Annotated in this window: 20 protein-coding genes; 11 read left to right on the forward strand and 9 right to left on the reverse strand. The window is 36.8% G+C overall.

The window, feature by feature from the left end; genetic code table 11:
• The first annotated feature begins 283 nt into the window (after nt 1-283).
• Entirely contained in the window at nt 284-655 is a 372-nt protein-coding gene (locus GGQ92_RS14420; RefSeq protein ID WP_184250510.1) for a hypothetical protein, read from the forward strand.
• On the opposite strand, the gene GGQ92_RS14425 is transcribed toward GGQ92_RS14420, so the two are convergent.
• The 5 genes from GGQ92_RS14425 to GGQ92_RS14445 form a co-directional block, all read right to left on the reverse strand.
• Nucleotides 642-1478, reverse strand: a complete 837-nt coding sequence (locus GGQ92_RS14425; protein WP_184250513.1) for an AraC family transcriptional regulator — start codon at nt 1476-1478, stop codon at nt 642-644. The two genes, GGQ92_RS14420 and GGQ92_RS14425, sit on opposite strands and share 14 nt — an antisense overlap.
• A gap of 96 nt (nt 1479-1574) precedes the next feature.
• A complete protein-coding gene (locus GGQ92_RS14430) occupies nt 1575-3653 on the reverse strand; it encodes a beta-galactosidase (RefSeq protein WP_184250516.1) in 2079 nt (692 codons plus the stop codon).
• 30 nt (nt 3654-3683) lie between these two features.
• Nucleotides 3684-4505, reverse strand: coding sequence for a carbohydrate ABC transporter permease (locus GGQ92_RS14435; RefSeq protein ID WP_221437340.1), 822 nt, complete (start codon nt 4503-4505; stop codon nt 3684-3686).
• A 1-nt stretch (nt 4506) separates the two neighbouring features.
• A complete protein-coding gene (locus tag GGQ92_RS14440) occupies nt 4507-5358 on the reverse strand; it encodes a carbohydrate ABC transporter permease (protein WP_184250519.1) in 852 nt (283 codons plus the stop codon).
• 89 nt (nt 5359-5447) lie between these two features.
• Entirely contained in the window at nt 5448-6719 is a 1272-nt protein-coding gene (locus tag GGQ92_RS14445; RefSeq protein WP_184250522.1) for an ABC transporter substrate-binding protein, read from the reverse strand.
• A gap of 328 nt (nt 6720-7047) precedes the next feature.
• On the opposite strand from GGQ92_RS14445, the gene GGQ92_RS14450 reads away from it, so the two are divergent.
• A complete protein-coding gene (locus tag GGQ92_RS14450) occupies nt 7048-8592 on the forward strand; it encodes a glycoside hydrolase family 53 protein (protein WP_184250524.1) in 1545 nt (514 codons plus the stop codon).
• Between the two features lie 228 nt (nt 8593-8820).
• On the opposite strand, the gene GGQ92_RS14455 is transcribed toward GGQ92_RS14450, so the two are convergent.
• The 4 genes from GGQ92_RS14455 to GGQ92_RS14470 form a co-directional block, all read right to left on the reverse strand.
• The gene (locus GGQ92_RS14455) at nt 8821-10131 is read right to left on the reverse strand and encodes a hemolysin family protein (RefSeq protein ID WP_184250527.1); all 1311 of its coding nucleotides are present in this window, start codon (nt 10129-10131) and stop codon (nt 8821-8823) included.
• 469 nt (nt 10132-10600) lie between these two features.
• Nucleotides 10601-11635, reverse strand: a complete 1035-nt coding sequence (locus tag GGQ92_RS14460) for an ABC transporter substrate-binding protein (protein WP_184250529.1) — start codon at nt 11633-11635, stop codon at nt 10601-10603.
• A gap of 63 nt (nt 11636-11698) precedes the next feature.
• Nucleotides 11699-12691 carry an ABC transporter permease gene (locus GGQ92_RS14465; protein WP_184250532.1) on the reverse strand — a complete coding sequence of 331 codons (993 nt, stop codon included), beginning with the start codon at nt 12689-12691 and terminating at the stop codon, nt 11699-11701.
• 25 nt (nt 12692-12716) lie between these two features.
• The gene (locus GGQ92_RS14470; RefSeq protein WP_184250535.1) at nt 12717-14204 is read right to left on the reverse strand and encodes a sugar ABC transporter ATP-binding protein; all 1488 of its coding nucleotides are present in this window, start codon (nt 14202-14204) and stop codon (nt 12717-12719) included.
• 316 nt (nt 14205-14520) lie between these two features.
• Here GGQ92_RS14470 and GGQ92_RS14475 point away from each other — a divergent pair, with 316 nt between their 5' ends.
• From GGQ92_RS14475 to GGQ92_RS14515, 9 genes are all read left to right on the forward strand, one after another.
• Nucleotides 14521-15546 carry a LacI family DNA-binding transcriptional regulator gene (locus GGQ92_RS14475; RefSeq protein WP_184250538.1) on the forward strand — a complete coding sequence of 342 codons (1026 nt, stop codon included), beginning with the start codon at nt 14521-14523 and terminating at the stop codon, nt 15544-15546.
• A gap of 12 nt (nt 15547-15558) precedes the next feature.
• Nucleotides 15559-15990, forward strand: coding sequence for an RbsD/FucU family protein (locus tag GGQ92_RS14480; protein WP_184250541.1), 432 nt, complete (start codon nt 15559-15561; stop codon nt 15988-15990).
• Nucleotides 15991-16020: 30 nt separating this feature from the next.
• Nucleotides 16021-16671 (forward strand): class II aldolase/adducin family protein, encoded by a 651-nt coding sequence (locus tag GGQ92_RS14485; RefSeq protein ID WP_184250544.1) that lies wholly within the window; start codon nt 16021-16023, stop codon nt 16669-16671.
• Between the two features lie 22 nt (nt 16672-16693).
• Nucleotides 16694-18160, forward strand: a complete 1467-nt coding sequence (locus GGQ92_RS14490; protein WP_184250548.1) for a rhamnulokinase — start codon at nt 16694-16696, stop codon at nt 18158-18160.
• A 28-nt stretch (nt 18161-18188) separates the two neighbouring features.
• On the forward strand, nt 18189-19973 hold the full coding sequence (locus GGQ92_RS14495; RefSeq protein ID WP_184250551.1) for an L-fucose isomerase: 1785 nt from the start codon (nt 18189-18191) through the stop codon (nt 19971-19973).
• A gap of 175 nt (nt 19974-20148) precedes the next feature.
• Nucleotides 20149-21132, forward strand: coding sequence for a sugar-binding protein (locus GGQ92_RS14500; RefSeq protein WP_184250554.1), 984 nt, complete (start codon nt 20149-20151; stop codon nt 21130-21132).
• Nucleotides 21129-22577 (forward strand): sensor histidine kinase, encoded by a 1449-nt coding sequence (locus GGQ92_RS14505; RefSeq protein ID WP_184250558.1) that lies wholly within the window; start codon nt 21129-21131, stop codon nt 22575-22577. Before GGQ92_RS14500 ends, GGQ92_RS14505 begins: the two co-directional genes overlap by 4 nt.
• The gene (locus GGQ92_RS16630) at nt 22574-23899 is read left to right on the forward strand and encodes a response regulator (protein WP_184250561.1); all 1326 of its coding nucleotides are present in this window, start codon (nt 22574-22576) and stop codon (nt 23897-23899) included. The genes GGQ92_RS14505 and GGQ92_RS16630 overlap by 4 nt, the downstream gene beginning before the upstream one ends.
• A gap of 105 nt (nt 23900-24004) precedes the next feature.
• Entirely contained in the window at nt 24005-25333 is a 1329-nt protein-coding gene (locus tag GGQ92_RS14515; RefSeq protein ID WP_246384503.1) for an ABC transporter substrate-binding protein, read from the forward strand.
• The last annotated feature ends 52 nt before the right edge of the window (nt 25334-25385 follow it).

The following is a 25385-nucleotide window of genomic DNA, read 5'->3' on the forward strand; positions in this document are numbered from 1 at the left end:
CAACAAAGTTCGTAGTATTAAATTTTTAAAAATCCCATTTTTCTCTTAGGGATACTTTAAACATTTTTAGAATAGCTAATTATGAAATAGCTTCATGTATCTAATTTTTAATTCTGCGGCATAAATATACTGTTTACATTGTTTGCGCATAGACTTGTAAGAAATGGGGGGCTCTGTCAAAATGGTCATGAGTCTTTCAAAAGGATAAATTAACCTGTCTATTTTTTCAGATAGTGATATAATAGTACTAGTTGGAATTCTATATTCTTGGAGGTGGCACTTGATGATTGAGGTCATCACCCATGCAGAATTTGTATTACGTCTTTCTACTTTTCAAGAACACTTGAAAGCGGTTAAACATATCTTGGCCCAAACTGACAAGAGTAAAATACAACTACAAGAATTAGTCCATATCAATGAGCCTACAATTAACCCTAAAAACCGTGCAATCGAATGTGAAGTTAATGTGACGGTTCAATTAACTATGCCAGAAGATTCAAAAAAACAAAAAGTAGATGAATATATTGAAGAGATTGTCCCTTTTCTACAACGACATTTACCAAATTGTAACCGAATCAACCATACGAAAATTATTCAAATGAAAAGGATATTAGAAGATCCTAATATCCATGAATATTCTGTTAAGTTTGATTAAACAGTTTTGAGTATTTCTTTGGAGTAAAGCCTTCTAAACGTTTAAAGGTTGCTATAAAATGGCTGACATCATGAAATCCCACTTGTTCTGCTATCTCACGTAAAGGTACTTCTGGGTGGGTTAATATTTTCTTCTTTGCTTCCCGAATTCTTAACTGCACTAAGAATGTGTAAGGGCTCATTTTTAGAGTTTGCTGAAACAGTCTTGTTAAGTATTGTGAGCTCATATTCATGCGATTTGCCATGTCTTGCAGGCCGATATCTTCTGCATAATGGTCCTCTAGCCAATTTACTAATGGGCGAATTTTATCGTAGTATTGGGATAAGGATTGTTGTTTTTCTACATCACCATATTTTTTCAAGGCAATCATGTAGCTAAATAAATACTCTGAGGAGTCTAGCCTGGAGAACTCGGAGCTATCATCAATATTATCCATAATCTTATGAACAATGTTAGAAAGTACGGGATAATCTTTTTTATCAGAATAGACATTGGTATGATGTATATCAAAAGAAGTCATAATTTCTTCTACAGCTGCACCTGAAAAAGTCATATAAATAGTAGACCAACGACTGCCCTCTGAGAAATAAGAATGCGGAGTAAATGGTAATAGCAAAATACCATGGCCTACTGGTAATCGATATTCTTCATTGTTAAATATAAACGTACCCTCTCCTTTAACCGTTTGGAGCCAATGATAATATGGGTAGCCTTCTGGTCTCGCAAAGTCCTCCTCCTGTGGATTATATCCAATACTCTCAATATATAAAGGCAATGACTTCTCAGAAACAGAGAATACGTATCTCCTTTTAATCTCTACCATTTACACCCTCCTTTCCTCACCATAGTTTTCATTATATATAACATTATACAATAAGGATTAATAAGAGTAGATAAGTAGAAAAAAGAATCTGTCAATTCAGATTCTTTTTTCTAAAACAATTACTTCATATGGTTCCAACTCTATCTTTCGCTTTACTTTGTTTCCGGAAATACAATCAATAAATGAATCTTCTTCTAGTGTTAAATTACTTTTATCCTCATTAAAATTCATAACAAACAGATGCTCCCCTCGTTGCTGAACACTTACAACTTCAGGAATAATTCCTTTTAATGGAGGTGTAATATCGTGTTCCCGCATTAAATAATGAAAGAAATCGTCTTGGAACGACTGTTCATTACGAGATGCAATATAATAAGCTTTTCCTTTACCATGCTCATTCATCGTAACAGCTGGTTTTGCTTGGTAATAATCAGATTCATAAACAGCTAAAACCTGCGCGGTTGTTAAATGAATAACTTCACAATAGTCAAATGCACGATAACTTTCTTTTAACGGGGCAATCTGATTTGAGAATATTACTCGGTTCTCTTCTCCATCATAAAGAGAGTCTATTTCTTCTACCCATATCCCTAAAATATCTTTCAAAGGACCTGGAAATCCATCCAAAAAGCATAAATCATTCTCATCCACAATCCCGCTCCAATAAGTAGAAACAAAGGACCCACCATTTTTGACAAAGCAATCTATCTTCTCTTGATAGCTAGCCTTAATCATATATAACATTGGTGCAATAACTATGTTGTACTGGGAAATATCTTTAGAGAGAGAAATAATATCAACGGAAATTCCCTTCTTCCAGAAAGACTTATATATGGACTGGCATGTTTTGATATATTCTTTCTTGTCCATTTTTAGTCCAGCTGCGTCGTCTATCGCCCATTGATTCTCCCAATCATATATAATCGCTACCTTTGCTGGTTTCTCTCTTCCTTTTACAGGAGTTATTTTTTTCATCGTTTCACTAAGCTTTGTTATTTCTTGAAACACTCGTGTCTGATCTGCCCCTTTTTGAAAGTGATCTACTACTGCACCATGGAATTTCTCGAAGGAACCTCTACTCTTTCGCCATTGGAAGTACAGAACGGAATCAGATCCATGAGCAATAGATTGCAAAGCGGATAATAAATGCATGCCCGGGCGTTTTGGTTTATTAACTTGATGCCAATTCACTAAGCTTGGTGTATTTTCTAAAATGAGAAAAGGTTGCCCATTTTTGATAGAGCGGTATAAATCATGAACGAATGCGACATCGGAAGCAAGATCAGCTGTTGATTGCCAATTATTATGCCAAGCTGGGTAGGCGTCCCAGCTAACGATATCTACATGCTCCGCAAACTTATTGTAATCTAGGCCAGTGAACGGTCCCATATGTGGGTAATCACCCATAAAGTTTGTCGTTACAGGTAGATGAGGAGTGATATTCCTTAATGGTTTAATTTCATTTTTATAAAAATCAATCGTTTGATCGGTAACAAATCGCTTCCAATCAAGATTGTGGGCATGAATAGAATCTTCACCGTGTGGGGCAGGAGATTCTATTTCGGACCAGTCACTAAATGTATGACTCCAAAAAGGTGTCCACCAGGCTTTGTTTAGCCGATCTAAATCATGTTGATATTTTTTTTGTAACCATAAACGAAAGGCGTCTTGGCATAAATCACAGTGACAATCACCACTATACTCATTAGACACATGCCATCCTAATATGTGGTCACGCTCGCCATATCTTTCTGCCAATAGATGATTAATCTTCTTTGTTTTTTGACGATAGAATGGAGAAGTAAAACAATGATTGTGCCTCTTTCCATGAAGATTGCGTTGGCGATTAGCTCCTACCCTCAATACTTCCGGGTATTTTTTTGATAACCATGCAGGTCTTGCTCCACTTGGGGTTGATAAAATAACGTAAGCTCCTATCTGTTCCAAGCCGTTAATAATAGAATCTAGCCATTCGAATTGGTAATTTCCTTCCGTGGGTTCAAGCGCGCTCCATCCGAAAATACTAACGGAGAACGTTTGACAACCTGATAACTGCATTAATCGAAAATCCTCTGTAATGACCTCTGGCATGTCCAACCATTGATCAGGGCTATAGTCTCCACCATGGAGAAATTCCTTAGTCTTCGTATAAATTGGCATTTTTTTATGAATCATTAGATTTATTCTCCTATATTTTTTAATATTTTACTTCACTGCGCTACCAAGCATTCCAGCAATAAAGTGTTTCTGTAGAACTAAGAAGAAGATAATAATGGGAACAGTAGCAATTGATATTCCAACCATCACCTGACCATAGTCGATAATAGAAAAGCCAATTAAGCTAGATAATGCAACCGGAAATGTATACATATCTTGGCTAGATAGTACAACGAGTGGCCACATAAAATTATTCCACTGCATCATAAAGAGAAAAATAGCAGTTGCGGCTAAAGCTGGTTTCATGGATGGTAAAACGATACTAAAGAAAATTTTTAATTCTCCTGCTCCGTCGATACGAGCTGCTTCGATTAATGCTGTGGGAAAGGCTAAGAAGTTCTGTCTCATTAGAAAAATAGCAAACGGATAACAAAGCTGTGGTGCTATTAATGCAAAGTAAGTATTTAATAAGCCCAATTCAGAAAATAATTGAAATAAAGGAATTAAAGTTGCCTGATAAGGGATCATCATGGACAACAGAAAGGTAATAAAAATTGCGTTTCTACCCTTGAATTCAAACTTTGATAAAGCATATGCAGCCAAGGTACACACAGCTAAAGCCAGTACAACATAGGTTAAAGAAACGAAAAGTGAATTAAACAAGACTCGCCATATTCCAACCGAATTATTTAAATTCGTCAAATTCTCCATTAATTGACTTCCAACAGTCAGCGTTGGTGGATTCGTGAACATTTTACTCGTATGATTCGTAGAACCGACAAACATCCAATAAAAAGGAAATACTGAAATAATAAAGAAAATAATTAAAAGTACATATTGCACTATTTTTTTAATTTGCTTCTGTATCATATTATTGATCCCCCGATACCTTTAGTTGGAAATAAGAAAGTATAGCTACCATTATGACAACAACATAAGCAACGGCAGAAGCATAGCCAAAATCGAAATATCGGAAACCATTGTTATAAATATAGAGGCCAAGTGTCATCGTAGCATCTGCAGGGCCGCCATTTGTTAAGTTGTATGGTTCATCAAAAAGCTGTAGTGTTGATATGGTCGATATAATGGCAGTGAACAGGATGACAGGCTTTAAGTTGGGAATCGTAATGTGTAAAAATTGCTTCAATTTCCCAGCACCATCCAATGAGGCAGCCTCATATAATTCATTCGGAATATTTTGCATGGCAGCTAAATATATGACCATATTATATCCAGTCCATCTCCATGTCATAGCTAGAATAATAGATGCCTTCGCCCAGAACGAGCTAGATAGCCAGCTAATTGGACCAATGCCGAAAAACCCTAGAAACTGATTAATAATTCCAGCATCTTGGAGCATGATACTAAACAATATGGAATACGCCACTAAAGACGTTACAGCAGGTAAGAAGAATCCTACACGAAAGAAACCGCGTAATTTTAATAGCTGATTATTGAGCGCATTCGCAAGTACTAAAGCTAGGAATAACATAATTGGTACTTGGACTACCAGTATAATAATCGTATTAAGAATGGCTTTACCGAAGACTGTATCATTAAGAAGCCGAATGTAATTGTCTAACCCGACAAAAATATAGGAACCAGCATCAAGAGTCTGAAAACTTAATACAAATGATGCAAAAATTGGATATATCGTAAAAGCGAGAAACAAAATTAACGCAGGCGCTAAAAATAAATATGGTGTCCATTTAGAATATGACATACTATCACTCCATCTTTTCTGACTTTTTTCCCAAGTTAATGTTCTAAATGGTAAATGTACAGCAAGCTACTGTACATTTACCAACTTGTTTAATTGATTCTATTTTCTATTCTTCCGTTGGCATCAGAAACAGATTGTTCAGGATCTGTTCCTTCAAGAACTTCAGCTTGTACCTTGACTGCTTCGTCACGTCCAAGTGAGTCATGCTCTGTATAGAAAACAGATGGAATCTTCGTCATTTCTTCCGCAAAGAATTCCCACACAGGCTCATTGTTAAAGTACTCCACAGGCTCAGCGAATAAGTCTGATTCATAGACAGGTAGATAACTAGGGAATAAACCACCTTCCATAGCAAGCTCTTGAACTTCAGTACTTGTAGCAAAGAATACTAGAAAGTCATACAGTTCTTCTTTGTTATCACTGCTTTCAAAGATAGAGAAGGAACTTCCACCCTGGTTTGCAGAGCGGCTATCGCTTCCTTCGAAGGAAGGTAGTGGCATTACTGCCCAATTACCAGATTGATCGGGGACCTGTTGTTCTAATGTCCCGATTAACCATGCTCCTGTTATGGCAGTTGCTGTTTGACTATCTACTAAAGATGCAACCCAAGCATTCCAACCAGGTGCACGGAATATAATATCTCTTTCAGCCATTTCTGAAAACACGGATGCCGTTTCTATAGATACTTCACTATCCATATTGCTCGTTCCATCCTGTTCAAAATAACCTTTCCCCTGCTGGCTCATTAAAATGGTGTAAACTGTTGAGTCATTGGAGTCAAAACTTAACATATTAGCCCCAGTTACCTCTTTAATCTTTTCTCCAGCCTCAAAGTAGTCATTCCATGTTTTAATGTCTTCCGCATTAACCCCTGCTTCTTCAAATAAATCTGCCCGATAAAATACACCAACTGGACCGGCATCGAAAGGTATGGCATACATGTCCCCCTCATAAGATACACTGTCCATTTTATATTGAGGAAATTGATCTTCGTGTTCATCGAAACCTAGCTCTGTAATATTAGCAAATGTATCTGAGAAGTTGGTTACATATCCAGTGATACCATCATCTACGAGTAGCGCACCATCAGGTAAACCTTGTCCTGCTGATTGAAGACCTGCAGTCATTTTGGAACGAATATCATCATTGTTCATTTCTTCTACATTTAAATTAAATTCAGGGTGATCCTCTTTATAAAGCTCTGCTGCCTTTTCTAAAACAGGTACATTAATGTTCGTTGCCCAAATCGTAACATCTACATTTTCCTTCTTACTAGAATCCTTACCTCCATCTGTACTATCATTGGAACATCCAGCTACAAATAAAACGACTAAGCTAATTCCCAATATGAGTTTTTTCAATTTTGACCCCTCCGTTTTATAATCTAATATTTTACCATTACACCTTAATTATAATAACGCTTACAGCAGGGTGAAATATAACATTTTTATAAATAGATATAATAATATGAAACTTAGTATTAGAGTTAAACGAACTGAAAAGATAGTGAGCAACAAGAAAACTATCCGTTTCTTATTGTAAATATATGTAAATATATGTAAATATATAATTTAAATAGAATAAAAACATATTTGTTTCAAAATATTATATAGTTTCAGTGAATTCTTATATACAGGGAATAAGCAAATGACTTTATAATTTAACGTAACAATGCGAAGGAGGGATTTAATGAGGAAAAGAAAACATTTAATAAGGTTTTTACTTATTGGTTTCAGTTCATTCGTTATATTGTTCTTTGCTTTATCTAAAGAAATAGAAGCGAATTCTAATTTTGCTTTAGGAGCTGACATTGGTTGGATGAAGCAGTTGGAAGATGAAGGAGTAAAATGGTTGGATGATTTTGGTGTTCAGCAGGATCCCCTGCAAATCTTGAAAGAGCATGGAATAAATGCTGTTAGATTAAGGGTTTTTGTTAATCCACCATCCAATTATTACTGGTTAAAAGATGGAACAACATGGACGATGCTTGGGTATAGTGATAAGAACGGTGTAATTGAAGCGGCACAAAGAGCAAAGGCTCTTGGAATGGATGTCATGGTAGATTTCCACTATAGTGATGTATTTGCTGATCCAGGTCATCAATACAAACCGTCAGCATGGGAATCGCATAATTTCAATCAGTTACAAGCGTCTGTTTATAGTCACACTTTGGATGTATTAACTGAACTAGGGCAATATGGAATAACACCAAAGTGGGTCCAAGTTGGGAATGAAATAAATACAGGCATTCTACATCCTAGTGGGAGTACTAATAATTTTGGACAACTCACTGCATTACTCAATAGTGGATACGATGCTGTAAAAGATGTGAATCCATCTATTAAAGTTATAACCCACTTAGCAGACGGAGATGATAATAGTTTGTTTCGATGGTGGTTTGACCAATTTTTTCAAAATGGTGGGAAGACAGATGTTATCGGAATGTCGTTCTACCCTTATTGGGCAGGTGAACCATATTGGGAATTGGTAGATGATCTAGAGTATAACTTAAATGATATGGTTTCACGTTACGATAAAGAAGTTATGGTTGTGGAAGTAGGTGGAGAAGATGTCAGTCCTGAGGAATCTTACTGGACGATAAAAGAAACAATTAATGCGGTGGATTCAGTACCTAATGGAAAAGGATTAGGAGTCTTTTACTGGGAACCTCAAGCTAATTCGAGCGTTCTTCCTGATCAATACGCTCTAGGTGCAACTAGAGTTGTTACAAACAATACGTTGCAATATACATTGGCGATAGATGCGTTTAGCGATGCATCAGAGGAAACAGGTATTAATCTCCTTTCTAACCCAGGATTTGAAGCGAATGAATTTAGTTATCAACCATTTGGATGGGATACGTGGTCTTCGAATAGTCAGAAAGTGAATTATGTTGAGGATAATGGATTTATGGGTAGTTATAAATTATCGCATTGGAGTGAAGCTGCATACCAAGTTAGCACTTATCAAACGAAGTATGGTATTGCCAACGGAATGTATACACTGCAAGCTAGGGTGAAAAGCAGTGACGGATTTAACTCGAATAAAATGTATATAAAAGATTATGGGGGATATGAGTTAAACATAGATATTCCAATTACGGATCAATGGACGCAAGTAACGATACCAAATATTCAAGTAACAAATGGACAAGCAGAAATCGGATTTTGGACAGACGGAAATCCAAACAGTTGGATTAACGTAGATAACGTACAGTTTTTTAGAGAATCGTAATATTTTTGCAACCACCTCAATGAATAATCGTGAGGTGGTTGTTATCGTTTAGATGATCCCCCAACCTCGGAGAATACTATAATTATCTTTCTATCAGTACATAAATTACAGACAGTATCTATTTAATATCCTAATCTAGTAGACCCTGATTTAAAAAACACTATAGAAAACCCCTTAACTAATAGGAAATTCCTTGTCTGTTAAGGGGGATATACAGATATATGATTGTTACTCTGTAATTGTTTCAGGTTCTACAGTTTTAATAACTTTTATTCTTACAATTTGATAGCCATTGATTTCTTCTACGATAAATTGGTATCCTTGAGCTTCAATAAGAGTACCTACTTTCACATCTAGTTGCTGTGCGAAAATCCATCCACCAATTGTATCAATATCTTCATTTTCTAACTCAATTCCCAGGACATCATTTAATTCTTCAATTTGTAATCTACCAGAAACGATATAGGTATGATTGTCTTGTTCTTCAATTAGAGGAACTTCATCAACATCAAATTCATCACGTATTTCTCCAACAATCTCTTCTAAAATATCCTCTACCGTCACTAGACCTGCAGTTCCACCATATTCATCATTTACAATAGCCATGTGAATTTGGTCCTTTTGCATCTTCAGTAGAAGTTGTTTTATAGGAGTTGCTTCTGAAACGTGAATAATCGGACGAATATAATTATCGATTGAGAACTCATTTTCATCTTCATATCGTTCAGTTAGGATTTCCTTAATATTAATTAATCCAACGATATTATCTTTGTCGTTATGAGCCACAGGGTACCTTGTAAACTGTCCATCGTGAACAATTTCATAAATTTCATCGAAACTGTCCTCTTTATAGATACAAATCATTTCGGTTCTTGGCTTCATAATTTCCTTAGCTAATCGTTCGTCGAATTCAAATATATTCGTAACATATGTCATTTCTGCTTGATTAATTTCGCCACTTTCATAGCTTTCGGATAGAATTAATCGTAACTCTTCTTCTGAGTGAGCAGCCTCATGATTATTGATAGGTTTAAATCCAAACAAACGAATAAATTGGCGTGCCGACCCATTTAATAACCATATGAATGGATACATCACATTATAAAAGAAAATTAACGGTCTTGCTAAAAGCAACGTAACTTCCTCTGCCTTTTGAATTGCAACGGTTTTCGGTGCAAGCTCCCCGATTACCACGTGTAAAAAAGTGATAGTAGCGAAAGCAATAATAAATGAAATAACCGAGCCTATGGTTGGATTCAATCCAATACTTTCAAAAACAGGATTTAACAACCTCATAATAGTCGGTTCACCTAACCAACCTAGTCCTAATGCTGTAACGGTTATCCCTAATTGACAAGCGGATAAATAACCATCTAAATTGTTTAAAATCTTTTGAGCAGGTAATGCACGTTTATTCCCGTTATCGACTAAATAATCTATCCTTGTTGATCGTACCTTCACGATCGCAAATTCGGTTGCTACAAAGAATGCTGTCATCAGAATCAATATAGCAACCAAAAGCAAATTAACAATATCCAAATAATATCCCTGTACCTACCTTATAGATACAAGGATTTCACCTCCTGGTTTTACAAAAATTATTGCGTCCTCATGTGTCCGTTTCTAAGCGATGACACATGGAAAACGTCAGATACTTGATTATTAACTTATTTAGAAAACGTTGTAGTTTTACCTTCCCATGAGCATCACTCCTAGAAAAAGGACCCTTTTTGTTATACCAAGTGAATATTCCTCTACCAGGTCACTTCTATTAAATAATATTACTATTTATCTTATTAAAGGACTAGTTAATAGATAACAAAAATCTCAATTTAAATTTAAGAATGATTTTACTAGATTTCACTTAAAATAAAGCGAAGTGTTTTCTCGAAAGTAATAATAAAAAAAAGAAGGAATCAAACTGATTTCAACAAACCGTTCGATTCCTACTATTGATAAAATATCTCAGACTCATTCACTCTATGTGCATCTATAAAAAGTCTCAAAATTATTCATAAATAGCGGCCTGTATTTCATCGCTATCTATATTGTCCTTGTCATACCAGAAATATCCTGTATCGATACTCTTTTCGACTTCTTTGTTGTTCAGTGTTTCTACTGCTGCTTTAACCGTTTCATATCCGATGCCTTCAGGATTTTGTGTAATCGCACCATTCATTACTCCATTTTTGATGGCGTCTATCTGTTGTTTTCCTGAATCAAAACCAATGATTACAATTTCTTCTTGTTTGCCTAATTCCGTAATCGCATTTACTACACCAATTGCAGACCCTTCATTTGAACCATAAATACCGGCTAAGTCTGGATGTGCTTGAATGATGGTCTTAGCTAGGTTGGTAGATTCCAAATGGTCCCCACCACCATACTGAGTATCAACGATTTCAATATCTGGATATTCATCATTTATAGTATCGACAAAACCATCACGTCGCTCTACACCTGTTACGGATACTTGATCGTGAACGATTAGCGCTACTTTCCCTTTTTCTTCTATTAATTCTGCCATTCGATGAGCTGCTTCAGCCGCTGCTGCATAATTGTCTGTCGATGCGGTTGTAACTGGAATATCGCTCTCGACCCCGGAGTCAAAGGCTACTATTGGAATGCCTCGTGAATCAGCTGTTTCTAATAGAGGCGCAGCTGCTTGAGAATCTAGTGCTGCAAATCCTATGGCATCAGGATTTCTATCTAACGCTGCCTGAAGCATCTCAATCTGCTTATCAATTTGAGATTCATTATCTGGACCTTCAAATGTAATTTCTACGTCAAATTCTTCCGCTGCTCTTTCTGCACCACTTTGTACTGCTTGCCAGAATTGGTGCTGGAAACCTTTTGACACAATAGCAATATAAGGTTTGTCTCCATCCTCAGCTTCTGTTTCATTATCGGTGGTTTCTTGTTCTGAATCGTCTGTATCAGGAGCAGAATCACTACCTTCATTCGTTGTGTCGCTACCACATGCAGCCAAAAATACAAAAGACAGAATGACAATTACAAAAGGTAAAAATAATTTCTTAGCCATTTTATACTCCCCTTTATAAAATTTATATATAACTCAAAATGTGAGTTATTACAAAATGGTTAGTTATGCACCTTTTTTGCGTAGCATATCTATGTAAACCGCAAGAAGGATTACAATTCCTACAACGACTGTCTGCCATTCTTGAGGAATAGACATGATACGTAGACCGTTCGTTAGAACACTCATAATTAGTGCACCAATCATTGTGCCAATTAAGGACCCCTTTCCGCCACTTAAAGATGTACCTCCAATAACAACTGCAGCAATTGCTTCTAACTCATAACCCATGCCCAATGATGGTTGAGCGGAATTTAATCGAGAAGCCATAAGAACCCCAGCAATACCTGTGAAACTACCAGCAATTGTGTAGATTATAATCTTCCACTTTTTAACGTTAATTCCTGATAATCTGGTAGCTTCTTCATTACTACCTATAGAAAATGTGTATCTTCCTACGATAGTTTTTGATAATAGAATCCAACCAATAATCACCATAATAAAGAAGATAAGAACGGCGTTAGGAATGGAGATGGACGATACTACGTTACCTAAAGCTATTTGGTTAAATCCTTCGATATCCGTGAAATAAATAGGTGAAGCTCCTGAGATTACAAGAGATAACCCTTTTGCAATCATCATCATTGCCAATGTCGCAATGAATGGTGGAATTCTAAGTATAGATACGGAAAAACCTGATACAAATCCAATTAGAGCGCCAACTAGAACACCGCCAATAATACCAACAATGATAGGTAAACCTAGAAATACAATGAATACGCCTGTCATCACCGAGGTTAATGTCATACCTGTACCAATGGATAAGTCAATACCGCCAGTTATAATAACGAATGTGGTACCTAAGGCTAAAATACCAATGACAGTAGTAGACAACAAAATCCCTTCAATATTAGACCAAGTTAAAAAGTGTTCGGAAGCAACAGAAAAAAAGATAATCAGAAGTATTAAACTAGCAAACGCTAATATTTGCTGTAATGCTGATGTGCCACGAAATAATTTCTCCTTTTTTTCTTCGTTATTAACAGCTATATCTGTCATGGATTCCCACTCCTCCAATATATATTTATTGCATTGTTGCTAGACTCATAATTTTCTCCTGAGTTGCTTCCTTACTTATTAATTCTCCAGTGATACGTCCTTCGTTCATGACAATTATGCGATCACTAAGACGTAATATTTCTGGTAACTCAGAAGAAATCATAATGATGGATTTCCCTTGGTTTGCAAGTTGCTCCAATAAGTCATATATTTCTTGTTTAGCACCTACATCAATCCCACGAGTTGGTTCATCAAAAATTAAAATCTCGGAATTCTTAAGCAACCATTTTGCGATGATTACCTTTTGTTGATTACCACCGGATAATAGTTTCACACGTTGATTAACATTAGGTGTTTTAATCTTTAATAGGGATGAGTAGTGTTCAGCAGCTTTTTTTATTTGTTGGGGTTTTACAATAGAAGTCGTTGTATAGTTATTCAATGAAGAAATTACGATATTTTCTTTTACTGTCATGTCTAGCATCAAACCATATTGTTTTCGATCTTCTGATAAGTAGCCAATACCGTAACGAACAGCATCAACAGGTTGCTTTATCTTTACTTCTGTTCCATGGATTATAATGCGACCTGTATAAGGGTCAGCTCCAAAGATAGCCCGAGCCATTTCTGTTCGTCCTGCTCCTACTAAACCAGCAAATCCAAGTATTTCGCCTTTTTTTAGTTGAAAGGACACGTCCTTGATAAACTGGTTATTAAGACGATTGGCCTCTAAAACAACATCTCTAAACTTCTCTGGATCGGAAACCTTTTTATTAATGGTTACTTCTCTACCAACCATAAGTGACACCACTTTACTAATTTCTGTTCCGGCTGTGGGAAGTGTATCAATGTATTCTCCATCACGCATCACCGTAATTCTATTTGTTATTCGTTTTAGTTCCTCCATACGATGGGAGATATAAATAATACCTACCCCATCCTTCCGCAGCCGTTCAATTAACTCAAATAACGTGTCTATTTCTTTATCTGTGAGAGCGGCAGTTGGTTCATCCATAATTAATATCTTGGCACGAAAGGATAATGCTTTTGCAATTTCAACCATTTGTTGTTTGGCAACCGTTAAATCAGAAATTTTAGTTTGTGGATCAAGTTTAATATTTAAACGATGAAGTAGTTTTTCGGTCTTAGTATTTAATTTCTTGCTATTAATAAAGAAATTTAATGAATCACGTGGCTCTCGACCAATAAAAATATTCTCAGCTACGGTCAGGTCAGGCATCAGGTTCAGTTCCTGGTGAACAATATTGATTCCCATTTCCTGAGCTTCTTTTGTATTCTTCGGAGAGATTTCCTCATGATTATAAATAATAGAACCTTCATCTTTCTGGTAGATACCGGTTAAAATTTTCATTAAGGTGGATTTACCGGCTCCATTTTCTCCTACGAGAGCTAATACCTCTCCTTCATATAAATCCAACTGGACATTGGATAAGGCTTTAACACCAGGGAAAGATTTAGATATATTTTTCATCTCTAATATCTTTTTCGTCATGAATTAGACTCCTTTCCTTTTTTTAATCGGAACCAAATGAAAGATCTACTTTTAATAAAACAGAGTAACTCGCTTTTTGATAACGCTTTCAGTTATCGGTAACATAAAAATAGCATAACGGTTTAGAGGTGTCAACAATGTATTTTATCGTTTTTCTACTTCTAGCGATTGTTATATAGGTAAAACCTTAATGTATAAGGCTTTTAATTTACATGTAAAATAAAATAAAGAAAAATCTCTTGCAAAATAATTATGTTACCGCTATCATATACATATAAATATTCGAGTATGACAACAAAAAAAGAGGTAGATGAACTTGGTAACTATTTACGATATAGCAAAAAAAGCAAAAGTATCGCCAATGACTGTTTCAAGAGTAATAAATAATTCGGGGAATATCCGGGTGGCAACTAGAGAAAAAGTAGAAAAGGCTATTAAAGAGCTCGGATATATTCCAAACGAGGCTGCGAGAAGTTTAACCTCAAACCAAACAAAAACATTAGGATTAATTTTAACCGATATAACAAACCCTTTCTTTGCTAAAGTCGCTAGGGGAGCAGAGGCAAAGGCTATGGAAACAGGGTATCGTATCTTGTTAGCGAATACCGATGAGGACTTTGAAAAGGAAAAAAGCTATACAGATATGATGATCTCTGCTCGTGTAGATGGAGTTATTATGACCCCTACTAATGATGAAAGCTTGAAGCATGTAGAACGTTTGAATCAACATAATATTCCAACCGTTTTGTTAGACCGTACTGTTGAGGGATTTGAAGGAGATTGCGTGCTAGGGGACAGTTATAAAGGCAGTAGAGAGTTGGTCCGGCATTTAATAGACTATGGCCACAAGAATATAGCGTTAGTAAATGGTCCTAGAAATATATCAACTTCCCGAGAGAGAGAACGAGGATATGTAGAAACATTAAAACTGAATGACCTACCAATCCATGAAAATTATATATCCGAGTTCGATTTCCGTAGTATGGAGCCTCATGCTGCACATAGCATTGTAGAAAAGCTCATGTCTTTAGACGAAGACAAACGCCCTACTGCAATATTTGCCTCTAATAACTTTATTGCAATAAGTGTTATTCAATCATTAAGACAAATGAATCTTCGCGTTCCGGAGGATGTGTCTATCGTTTGCTTTGATGAGATAGAGCCAGTGGAATATTTTGACCCTTTCTTTACTGTTGCAGCACAGCCGGCTACTGAGTTCGGAAAAATCTCTTTACAATATTTGGTTGAACGATTAGAGAATGACGGGCTCGAGCAATCAAGAAAGGTTATTTTACCCCCTGATATTCATATACGTAAGTCTACTCAGAGAATAGAAGAATAGGAGTGTCTAACCATGCTAAGGAACATACCTGATGTCATTTCTCCAGAGCTTTTAAAAATTTTGCATGAGATGGGGCATGGAGATGAACTTGTTATTGCAGATGGTAATTTCCCTGCAGCACGTTTAGCTAGCCGTCTCGTTCGGTGTGATGGGCATCAAGCATCGGATCTTTTAAAAGCAATCCTAACCCTATTTCCAGTAGATACATTTGTAGAGAAGCCAATTACACTTATGCAAGTAGTAGATGATAAAACGGAAATGGAGCCAGAAATTTGGAATGTTTATAAAGGCATTTTTAAAAAGTTAGATGTAGAACCCAACCAAATTAACTATGAAGAACGTTTTACTTTCTATGAAAAAGCTAAAGCAGCATATGCAATTGTCGCTACATCCGAGAAAGCACTTTATGGAAATATTATATTAAAAAAAGGTGTTCTTTACTAAAATCTATCTAATTTAGAGGAGGCTTTCTTAATGGAAAATGTAAAAACTATCCTAAGTGAGTACGGTAAGAAGTTGGTTACTTCTGGACTGGTTGTGGGAGCTGGCGGAAATCTAAGTATGCGTGATGGAGACTATATGTATATTTCGCCAAGTGGTTTTGACTTACAGGATATTCAAGATGAGGATTGGGTAAAAGTTAACATTGCTACAGGTGAAGTATTAAGTGAATTAAAACCATCCTCCGAGCTTCATATGCATTTACAATGTTTTCGAAAGAGGGATGATATCAATTCTGTATTACATGCACACCCTAGCTATTCGGTCGGAGTTTCCTCAACTGGAAAAGAAATTCCCAGCATGTTTCCTGATTTTCCCGCTATGATAAAAAATATCAAATACCTAGACTATATGATTCCTACCACCAACATTCTAGCGGACGCTGTAGGAGATGTTATTCATGAAACAGACGTAGTCGTTATGCGCAATCATGGTGTATTAACGGTTGGAACCTCAATGAAGGAAGCGTATTTCTTTATGCAATTAACGGAAGAAGCTGCAAAAGTATACACTATTTCTAGTTCTGTAGGCGAACCAAGGATACTTACAGAAAATGAATGCTCCGATCTTAAAAATTTATCGAGTGAAAAATTTCGTGCAAAGCTATTAAAAGAATCACAATAATCTCTTAGAAAGTAGGGATTTTATGAAAAGCGTATGGGCCTTCGATATTGGAGCATCAAACGGAAGGTTAATACTCAATAGTTTTGATGGGGAAAAAATGTATACGAAAGAAATATACCGATTTACGAATCTAGCTGTCTCTGTGACTAATAATTATTATTGGGACGTTTTGAACATATTTACACAAATGAAAACAGCAATACGTACTAGCGTTCAACAAGGGCACAAGGTAGAAAGTATGGGAATTGATACATGGGGTGTAGATTTTGGCTTATTAGCCTCTAATGGAGAATTACTTGCTAACCCGTATAGCTATCGAAACCCAAAAAACAAAATGGGAATGGAGCGCGCTCTACAAAATATCACCTCAGAAAGCTTATTTCAAAAAACAGGCGTAGAAACAGCACCAATCAATACACTTTTTCAATTATTTACAATGAAAACAGAACACCCTCACCTATTAGAAATGGCAGATCAATTGTTACTGATGCCTAATCTACTAGCTTACTTCTTCTGTGGAGAAAAAAACAACGAATTCACAATCAGTACAACAACTCAACTATTAGATCCTCAATCAACAGATTGGGATTCATCCATCCTAGATTTTCTACAAATAGACAGAAAAATATTAGCACCGATAGCTCAACCAATTACAATAGCTGGTGAGACTTTACCAGTTATTAATGATGAATTGCAAATAGATCCAATAAAAGTCATTAATGTACCGGGCCATGACACAGCATGTGCTTTAGCGGCTTTACCACTGAAAGACCATCACTCTATTTTTATGAGCTGTGGAACTTGGGTAATAATAGGCATTCCTGTAGAAAAGCCAGTAACAGAAGAGCAAGCTATGACGTGGGGATTTACAAATGAAGGTACGATGGAAGGCACGTATCGTCTTCAGAAAAACATGATGGGAATGTGGTTACTGCAACAATGCCGTATCGTTTGGGAACGTGAGGGAATAGCAACAGATTATGAAGAAGAGAATCGCTTATTCGAACAGGCACAACCATTCTATTCTTATATTAATCCAGACGACGAACGATTCTTTAATCCTCTTAATATGGTAGAAGCGATTCAAGATTATTGTCGAGACACAAACCAAAAGATTCCGGAAACAAGAGGCCAAATTATTCGTTGTATATTGGAAAGCCTCGCATTCCATTACTTCTTAGTTATCAAACGCCTTGAAACGTTAACTGGAATAAAATTAAAGCGCATACATATGGCTGGTGGCGCTACACGTAATGAGCATCTATGTCAATTGATTGCTAATGCTACAACCCTTGATGTATTGGCGGGACCCGTCGAATCTAGCTCTATTGGTAATGCAATCGGTCAATGGATAGCATTAGGGGAAATGAAAAATTTACAGGAGGCAAGAGAAGTTGTTGAGCGTTCCTTTCCTATTCAACATTATCAACCTACAGATAGTGCCGGATGGGAGACCGCATATCAGCAATTTTTAAAGGTTATAGAATGAAATAATACAATTTTGGGAGGAATAATAAATGAAAAATCAGCGCCTAATTGGAGAGATGCCGAAAGTTGGGATTCGTCCAACAATTGATGGAAGAAGAAAGGGTGTCCGAGAATCTTTAGAAGAAAAGACAATGAATATGGCAAAATCTGTAGCTGAATTTTTATCGGCTAATCTAACATACAATAATGGAAGTCCGATTGAGACCGTTATTGCTGATACATGTATTGGTGGTGTAGCTGAAGCTGCGTTAGCAAAAGCGAAATTTGATAAGGAAAATGTAGGAGTAACAATTACGGTTACACCGTGTTGGTGCTATGGTTCTGAAACAATGGATATGAATCCGAATCGACCGAATGCTATATGGGGATTTAACGGGACAGAGCGTCCTGGTGCTGTCTATTTAGCAGCAGTGCTTGCTGCACATAATCAGAAAGGAATTCCCGCCTTTGGTATTTACGGTAGAGATGTTCAAGATATCGAGGACAATACGATACCAGCTGATGTCCAAGAGAAACTGTTACGCTTTGTTAAAGGGGGCCTTGTAGTAGCGACCTTAAAAGACAAATCGTACCTATCGATAGGATCTGTTTCAATGGGGATAGCTGGTAGCATGGTCGATGAAGGCTTTTTTCAAGAATATCTAGGCATGCGAAACGAGTATGTCGACATGACAGAGTTAATACGACGAATAAATGAAGAAATATATGATAAAGAAGAATTTGAAAAAGCGTATAAATGGGTAAAACAAAAAGCAGTATTTGGAGAAGATATTAATTCGGAGAAAAATAAGCGTACAGAAGAGCAAAAAGATGAAGACTTAAAGATGAACATAAAAATGACAATGATCACACGAGATTTAATGGTAGGTAATCCTAAGTTAGCAGACTTAGGATATGAGGAAGAAGCAATGGGGCATAATGCAATTGCCTCTGGGTTCCAAGGCCAACGACAATGGACCGACCATTTACCAAATGGAGATTTTATGGAGGCTATATTAAATTCTTCCTTTGATTGGAATGGTATTCGTGCGCCATATATTGTAGCAACAGAAAATGATACTTTAAATGCAGTAACGATGTTATTTGGTCATTTGTTAACCAATTCTGCTCAAGTATTTGCTGATGTTCGGACTTATTGGAGTCCGGAAGCAGTGAAACGAGTAACGAATAAAGAATTAGTGGGAAGAGCTAGTAATGGAGTGATTCATTTACTTAATTCTGGATCTGCCTCTTTAGATGGTACAGGAGAACAGAAAATCAATGGCGAGCCAGTAATGAAACCATTTTGGGAGATTTCAGAAACAGAAGTAGATAAATGCTTGCAAGCAACCAAATGGCGCCCAGCTAATACCGAGTATTTCCGTGGTGGTGGATTTTCAAGTAACTTTAAATCAAGAGGTGACATGCCTGTAACAATTGCTCGAATCAATTTAATTAAAGGCTTAGGGCCTGTTCTTCAGATAGCTGAAGGTTATACAGTGGAATTAGACGATGATGTTCACGAGATTTTAAATAATCGTACAGACCCAACATGGCCAACGACTTGGTTTGTCCCTAACTTAACGGGAGAAAATGCGTTTCGTGATGTATATTCGGTAATGAATAATTGGGGAGCAAATCATTGCTCTATGAGTTATGGTCATATTGGTGCAGATTTAATTACGTTAGCATCTATGTTACGAATTCCGGTTAACATGCATAACGTAAGTAGCGAAAAGATATTCCGTCCAAGCGTTTGGAATATGTTTGGTACGAGTAATTCCGAGGGTGCAGATTATCGGGCATGTCAAACCTACGGACCTTTATATAAATAAAATCCAATAGTTTAATGACGATATAGAAAAAACACTTGATTACATGTGGTTATCAAGTGTTTTTTCGTGCATATAACATCTTTTCAGTCGATTTGTGAAAGGTTTCTCTTTATGAACAAATTCGACACTTACCAAGAAAGCACTTACAATTATCTTATAAAGGAAGGTGAAATTCATGCGATATATATTCCCTATATTAATACTTATCCCATTTTTACTTATGTTGTATTTTGGAAAGGAAACATTTTATATAGAAGATTCATTGAAAGAAGCGCAAACGTACGATTATCATTTTGTTCTTATTACAGAAGAAGTAGGAAATCAATATTGGCGATTAATTGAAAAGGGAGCAAAGGATGCTGCCGCAAATCATAATATTTATCTTGAATATATCGGACCGAAAGTATCGGATACCGAAGAAATACTAGCCACGCTCGATCGAATGATCGCTGCAGGGGTTGATGGAATTATGACAAAAGGAATGAACGAAGAGGAATTTAGTGAGCTTGTCCATAAAGCAAGCGAACAAAATATTCCTGTTGCAACGGTAGATACAGATTCGGAAGGTAGCGGCAGAGAATTTTATGTTGGAACAGACAATTACCTAGCGGGATATTTAGCTGGAGAAAATTTAATTGAAAATACTTCTGGTGAGCAGAAGGTAGCTGTAATTATTGGATTATCTTCAGCACAGAATCAAATTGAACGATTGGAAGGTTTTAAAGATGCAATTTCACAGACTAATAGAATCGAGCTTATCGCTGTTTCAGAGTCTAATATTACGGAGCTAGGAGCAGCGCAAGCTACGTATCGTTTGTTGAAAGTGCATCCAGAGATTACTGCTATTTTTGGTATAAGTGCTTTGGATGGTATTGGAATTGTAAAAGGTATTGAAGAAATGCAACCGACAGAGAAGCCGTATGTCATTTCATTCGATATTTTGCCGGAAACATTAGATGCAATAGAGAAAGGACACATTGATGTAACCATTGCTCAATATCCAGAAGAGATGGGACAACTAGCAGTGGAGCAAATGCGAACACTGAAAAACAATCAAAAGGTAGAAACGATACTTCATACTTCTACCGGAATAGTAGATGCCTCGCATATTCGTAATGGAGAGTTAATCGAACCACCTAAAGAAGGTGAACTACCATGAAAAAACATCTCTATCATTATTTTAGTGGAAGAACGATTCAATCTAAGCTTACTTTAATATTTGCTGTCATTATTATTCTTTTTAATATTGTAACAATCTCTATTTACGTAAGCTCCACTCAGCTTATGCAAAATTACCATGATAGCTTCGAAACATTACTTAGGATGAATTCCATTTCACAAACAGCGCGGGATTTATCCGATCACACAAAATCCTATGTGCTAGAGCAGGAAGAAACAGATTTAGAAGACTATTATAATAGTCGCCTCCACTTAAAGGAGCTCGTTCTACCATTGAAAGATGAAGGAATACCAATCCGGTACAAAAATTATACGAATATGGTAGATGCACTCATTGATGAATCAGAATTAACGATTGGATTTGTTTTAAGAGAAGATATTGAACAATATACAGCGCGAATGAAGGAAGTCCAAAACACTGCGAATTATATTCAAGAGACAACACTAGAGCTACAAGACGAATCATTAATGGAATATCAAACACTCTATCGTGATATGGAGAGAAGAAATAAATCGTTTAAGTATTTTACAATTTCGTTATTAATTACATCAATTATGCTAGGCGGATATATTGCGGCTCGATTCTCTCGCAGTATTCATAAGCCTGTTCGAAAGTTATCGGATGCAGCCAAGGAAGTATCTTATGGTAAATTCGATGGCGAGCCAGTACACGTTTATTCCAGTGATGAATTAAAATTACTCGGTGATTCCTTTAATACAATGCGTTCCAATATTCAAGGATTAATTAAGGAGATAAAGAATCAATCAGAACAAGATATGCTAATGAAAGAATTAGAATTGAAGCATCTTCAAAATCAAATCCATCCTCATTTTCTATTTAATACATTAAATACTGTTTCGAAGATGGCCTATTTCGAGGATGCCCCTGCCACCTCTAAGCTAATAGAATCACTCGCAACAATGATGAGACATAGTTTAGGAGATTTAAATCACATGGTAGATTTGCAGGAAGAGATAAAAATGGTAAGAAATTATGTACATATTCAAAGCGTTCGTTTTATGGAGCGGGTAGAATTTTATATGGATCCACTCGCCGAGGATGTTCATGTACCTATTCCACGCTTAACGATCCAACCTTTGGTAGAGAATGCATTTATCCATGGTATTGAGTCACTAGAAGAAGGCGGAAAAATTGAGGTACTACTAAGAGAGGAACTTGCCGATATAATTATTGAGGTGCGTGATAATGGAGTAGGAATAAGTGACGAACAACAAAAGAGGTTATTTCAAGGCGACAACCAAGAGCATGTTGGTCATGTTACAGGTATTGGCCTGTCTAATGTGTATAAACGCCTCCAGCTCTTTTATCAACGAGATGATGTATTAGAAATTGATTCTACTATAGGTGAGGGAACAACGATACGATTAAAGATTCCAAAACAAGTAGGAGGAGATGCAGAGTGAGAGTAGTAATAGCAGAGGACGAAATGCTAGAAAGAAAAGCGATGCGTAAATTCCTCGAGGAGCATTTCCATGATATCGAGATTGTAGGTGAAGCGGTAAACGGACGTAAAGCGATAGAACTAGCGGAAGAGCAAAAGCCAGATTTAATGCTCATGGATATAAAAATGCCAGGGATTGATGGTTTGGAAGCGATGGAGCGAATAAGTAAAACACACCCGATGATAAAGTTCATTGTCGTCTCAGCATATGATTCGTTTCGTTATGCTAAGCAAGCAATGAAATTCGGCGTAAAAGAATATATATTAAAACCGAGCAATCAAGAGGAAGCGATTCGCGCCATCTTAAACGTCAAAAAGGAAATTGCTCGAGATCGTCAGATGAATGAAAATAGACGTGCATTCTTTTTAACGAAGATTATGCAAGGCGAAGAGATCAAATCCTTGCAACAAAGTTTATTTCCAGAAATGAAAAGTGGTTTCTTTATTGTTATGAATCAAACTGTCCCTCTTCCAATTAACTATTTGCAAAAGGATCAGGTAGCCTTATATATATCCAATGAAAAATTAGACAATGCGGCAGTATTAACGAAGGTCCGTACGCTTCAATTACAGCTAGGCGCACATGTGTATATTGGCATTGGCCATCCAAGCTCACAAGTGGAAGATTTAACGAACTCCTATTATGAAGCAAAACAAGCATTATTTCAGTTAGTCGAAGCAGGTCAAAAGAAATACGGATTTCCACCATTACGGAAGACAGGGCCGGACATAACTCCTTTCTTTCAAGCTTTAGAAGAAGGAAACGAAGACCGAGTATGGCTTCTATTTGAAGAGATAGTAGATCAGTTAGATGTCGAATGTTATTTTAAAATAAAGCAACTAGTAGAAGAGAAGGAACGTACATTTCCAGATATCCCTTCTCATCAATTACAAACGGCGTCTGACTGGCGAGGCTTCCTTGAAATGGTATGTTATGAAATCCGTGAATACTATCAATCAAAAAATAAGATTGGGAGAGCAAAGCAATATATTAGCGAGAACTACCAACAATCATTAACGTTAGAAGAAGTTGCCGATGTAACGGAATTAAGTCCTAATTACTTTTCCCAACTCTTTCGTGAGGAGACAGGCTATACCTTTAGCGACTACGTAACAGAGGTGAGAATTCAAACAGCGAAAGAACTTTTACGAGAGAATAATGCTACTTTAAAGGAAATAAGCAGTCATATCGGTTATCGAGATCCTAATTATTTCAGCAGAGTATTTAAAAAGCAAGTCGGTATTTCGCCAAAGCAATATCAAAACCAAATCATAAAAAAGTGAAGACAATCTTAATATAATACAGAAATTTTCAACCTAATAGGAAACGCTTTCAATATATAATCACTTTGAAAGCGTTTTTTTATTATATAGAGGGGGTTGAACATTTTGTTAAAAAGAAGTTTATCGCTTTTATTTATGATGGTTGTAATCAGTCTGTTAGTAGCTTGTGGTAGCGACAGTGAATCATCGAATGATGCAGCAGATGAGAATGCTTCGAATGAGGAAACAGACAATAACTCAGAATCAACGGGCTCTGGTGAAGGTGGAACGTTAGAGATCTTCAGCTGGTGGACAGGAGCCGGTGAAGAGGATGGCTTGTTAGCACTTATTGATTTATTTGAATCCAAATATCCAGATGTAGCAGTTGAAAACGCAGCTGTTGCAGGGGGAGCAGGTACGAATGCAAAAGCTGTATTAGCAGCGAGAATGCAAGGGAATGACCCACCATCTACCTTCCAAGTACACGGAGGTGCAGAGTTGAATGAGAGCTGGGTAGCAGCCGATATGATGGAGCCATTAAACGATTTCTATGAGGAATATGAATTAATGGACAAATTTCCAGAAGAACTGATTGATCTAGTTAGTAAGGACGGCAACATTTATTCTGTTCCAGTAAATATTCACCGTGGAAATGTTATTTTTTATAACAAAGCAGTCTTTGAAGACAATGGAATAAGTGAACCGACTACATTGGATGAGTTCATGGACGTACTACAGCAGTTACAAGATGCGGGTGTGACACCACTAGCAATGGGAGATAAAGAGGCATGGACCGCAACACAAATTTTCGAAAACTTATTACTTGCTACATTAGGTCCAGATGATTATCGCAACTTGTGGACAGGAGACGTAGCTTTTGATGACGATCGTATCGTCGAAGCAGCAGAATATTTCAAAACAATTCTTGGTTATGTGAACGAAGACCATGCTTCCCGTAACTGGCAGGATGCGGCGCAGTTAGTTGGTGAAGGTGAAGCAGGAATGACTAATATGGGAGACTGGGCGAAAGGTTATTTCTCTAATGACTTAGAGTTAGAAACGAACGTAGACTTTGGCTACTTTGCATTCCCAGGTACAACAGAAGACTTTATGGTTATTACCGACACATTCGGCTTACCGAAAGGTGTGGAAGATCCAGAACTAGTGAAGGAATTTCTAAATGTGTTAGCTTCAGCAGAAGGGCAAGATGCATTTAACCCACTAAAAGGGTCAATCCCTGCACGTGTAGATGCAGATCCTTCGAAGTATGACGAATATGGTACGGACACAATGGAAGATTTCCAAAATAGTAATTTAACACCGAGCTTGGCCCATGGTTCTGCAGCCTCTGAAGGTTTCCTAACGAAGGTGAACCAAGAAGTAAACATTTTTGTTACACAACAAAATGTAGAACAATTTATTGAAAAATTAGTTCAAGCTGCAGGAGATTTATAAGTTTCCCTCATGGCTCGCTCTATGCGGGCCATGTTTTTTAACGAACTATCAA

The sequence above is a fragment of the Gracilibacillus halotolerans genome (assembly GCF_014206945.1).
Classification (GTDB): Bacteria; Bacillota; Bacilli; order Bacillales; family Amphibacillaceae; genus Gracilibacillus; species Gracilibacillus halotolerans.

Excerpts from the sequence above, each read along its gene's own strand:
- GGQ92_RS14430 (WP_184250516.1), bottom strand. The coding sequence starts at position 3,653 with ATGATTCATAAAAAAATGCCAATTTATACGAAGACTAAGGAATTTCTC.
- GGQ92_RS14460 (WP_184250529.1), bottom strand. The coding sequence starts at position 11,635 with ATGGCTAAGAAATTATTTTTACCTTTTGTAATTGTCATTCTGTCTTTT.
- GGQ92_RS14435 (WP_221437340.1), bottom strand. The coding sequence starts at position 4,505 with ATGATACAGAAGCAAATTAAAAAAATAGTGCAATATGTACTTTTAATT.
- GGQ92_RS14450 (WP_184250524.1), top strand. The coding sequence starts at position 7,048 with ATGAGGAAAAGAAAACATTTAATAAGGTTTTTACTTATTGGTTTCAGT.
- GGQ92_RS14490 (WP_184250548.1), top strand. The coding sequence starts at position 16,694 with ATGAAAAGCGTATGGGCCTTCGATATTGGAGCATCAAACGGAAGGTTA.
- GGQ92_RS14485 (WP_184250544.1), top strand. The coding sequence starts at position 16,021 with ATGGAAAATGTAAAAACTATCCTAAGTGAGTACGGTAAGAAGTTGGTT.
- GGQ92_RS14425 (WP_184250513.1), bottom strand. The coding sequence starts at position 1,478 with ATGGTAGAGATTAAAAGGAGATACGTATTCTCTGTTTCTGAGAAGTCA.
- GGQ92_RS14420 (WP_184250510.1), top strand. The coding sequence starts at position 284 with ATGATTGAGGTCATCACCCATGCAGAATTTGTATTACGTCTTTCTACT.
- GGQ92_RS14505 (WP_184250558.1), top strand. The coding sequence starts at position 21,129 with ATGAAAAAACATCTCTATCATTATTTTAGTGGAAGAACGATTCAATCT.
- GGQ92_RS14465 (WP_184250532.1), bottom strand. The coding sequence starts at position 12,691 with ATGACAGATATAGCTGTTAATAACGAAGAAAAAAAGGAGAAATTATTT.
- GGQ92_RS14440 (WP_184250519.1), bottom strand. The coding sequence starts at position 5,358 with ATGTCATATTCTAAATGGACACCATATTTATTTTTAGCGCCTGCGTTA.
- GGQ92_RS14500 (WP_184250554.1), top strand. The coding sequence starts at position 20,149 with ATGCGATATATATTCCCTATATTAATACTTATCCCATTTTTACTTATG.
- GGQ92_RS14470 (WP_184250535.1), bottom strand. The coding sequence starts at position 14,204 with ATGACGAAAAAGATATTAGAGATGAAAAATATATCTAAATCTTTCCCT.
- GGQ92_RS14495 (WP_184250551.1), top strand. The coding sequence starts at position 18,189 with ATGAAAAATCAGCGCCTAATTGGAGAGATGCCGAAAGTTGGGATTCGT.
- GGQ92_RS14480 (WP_184250541.1), top strand. The coding sequence starts at position 15,559 with ATGCTAAGGAACATACCTGATGTCATTTCTCCAGAGCTTTTAAAAATT.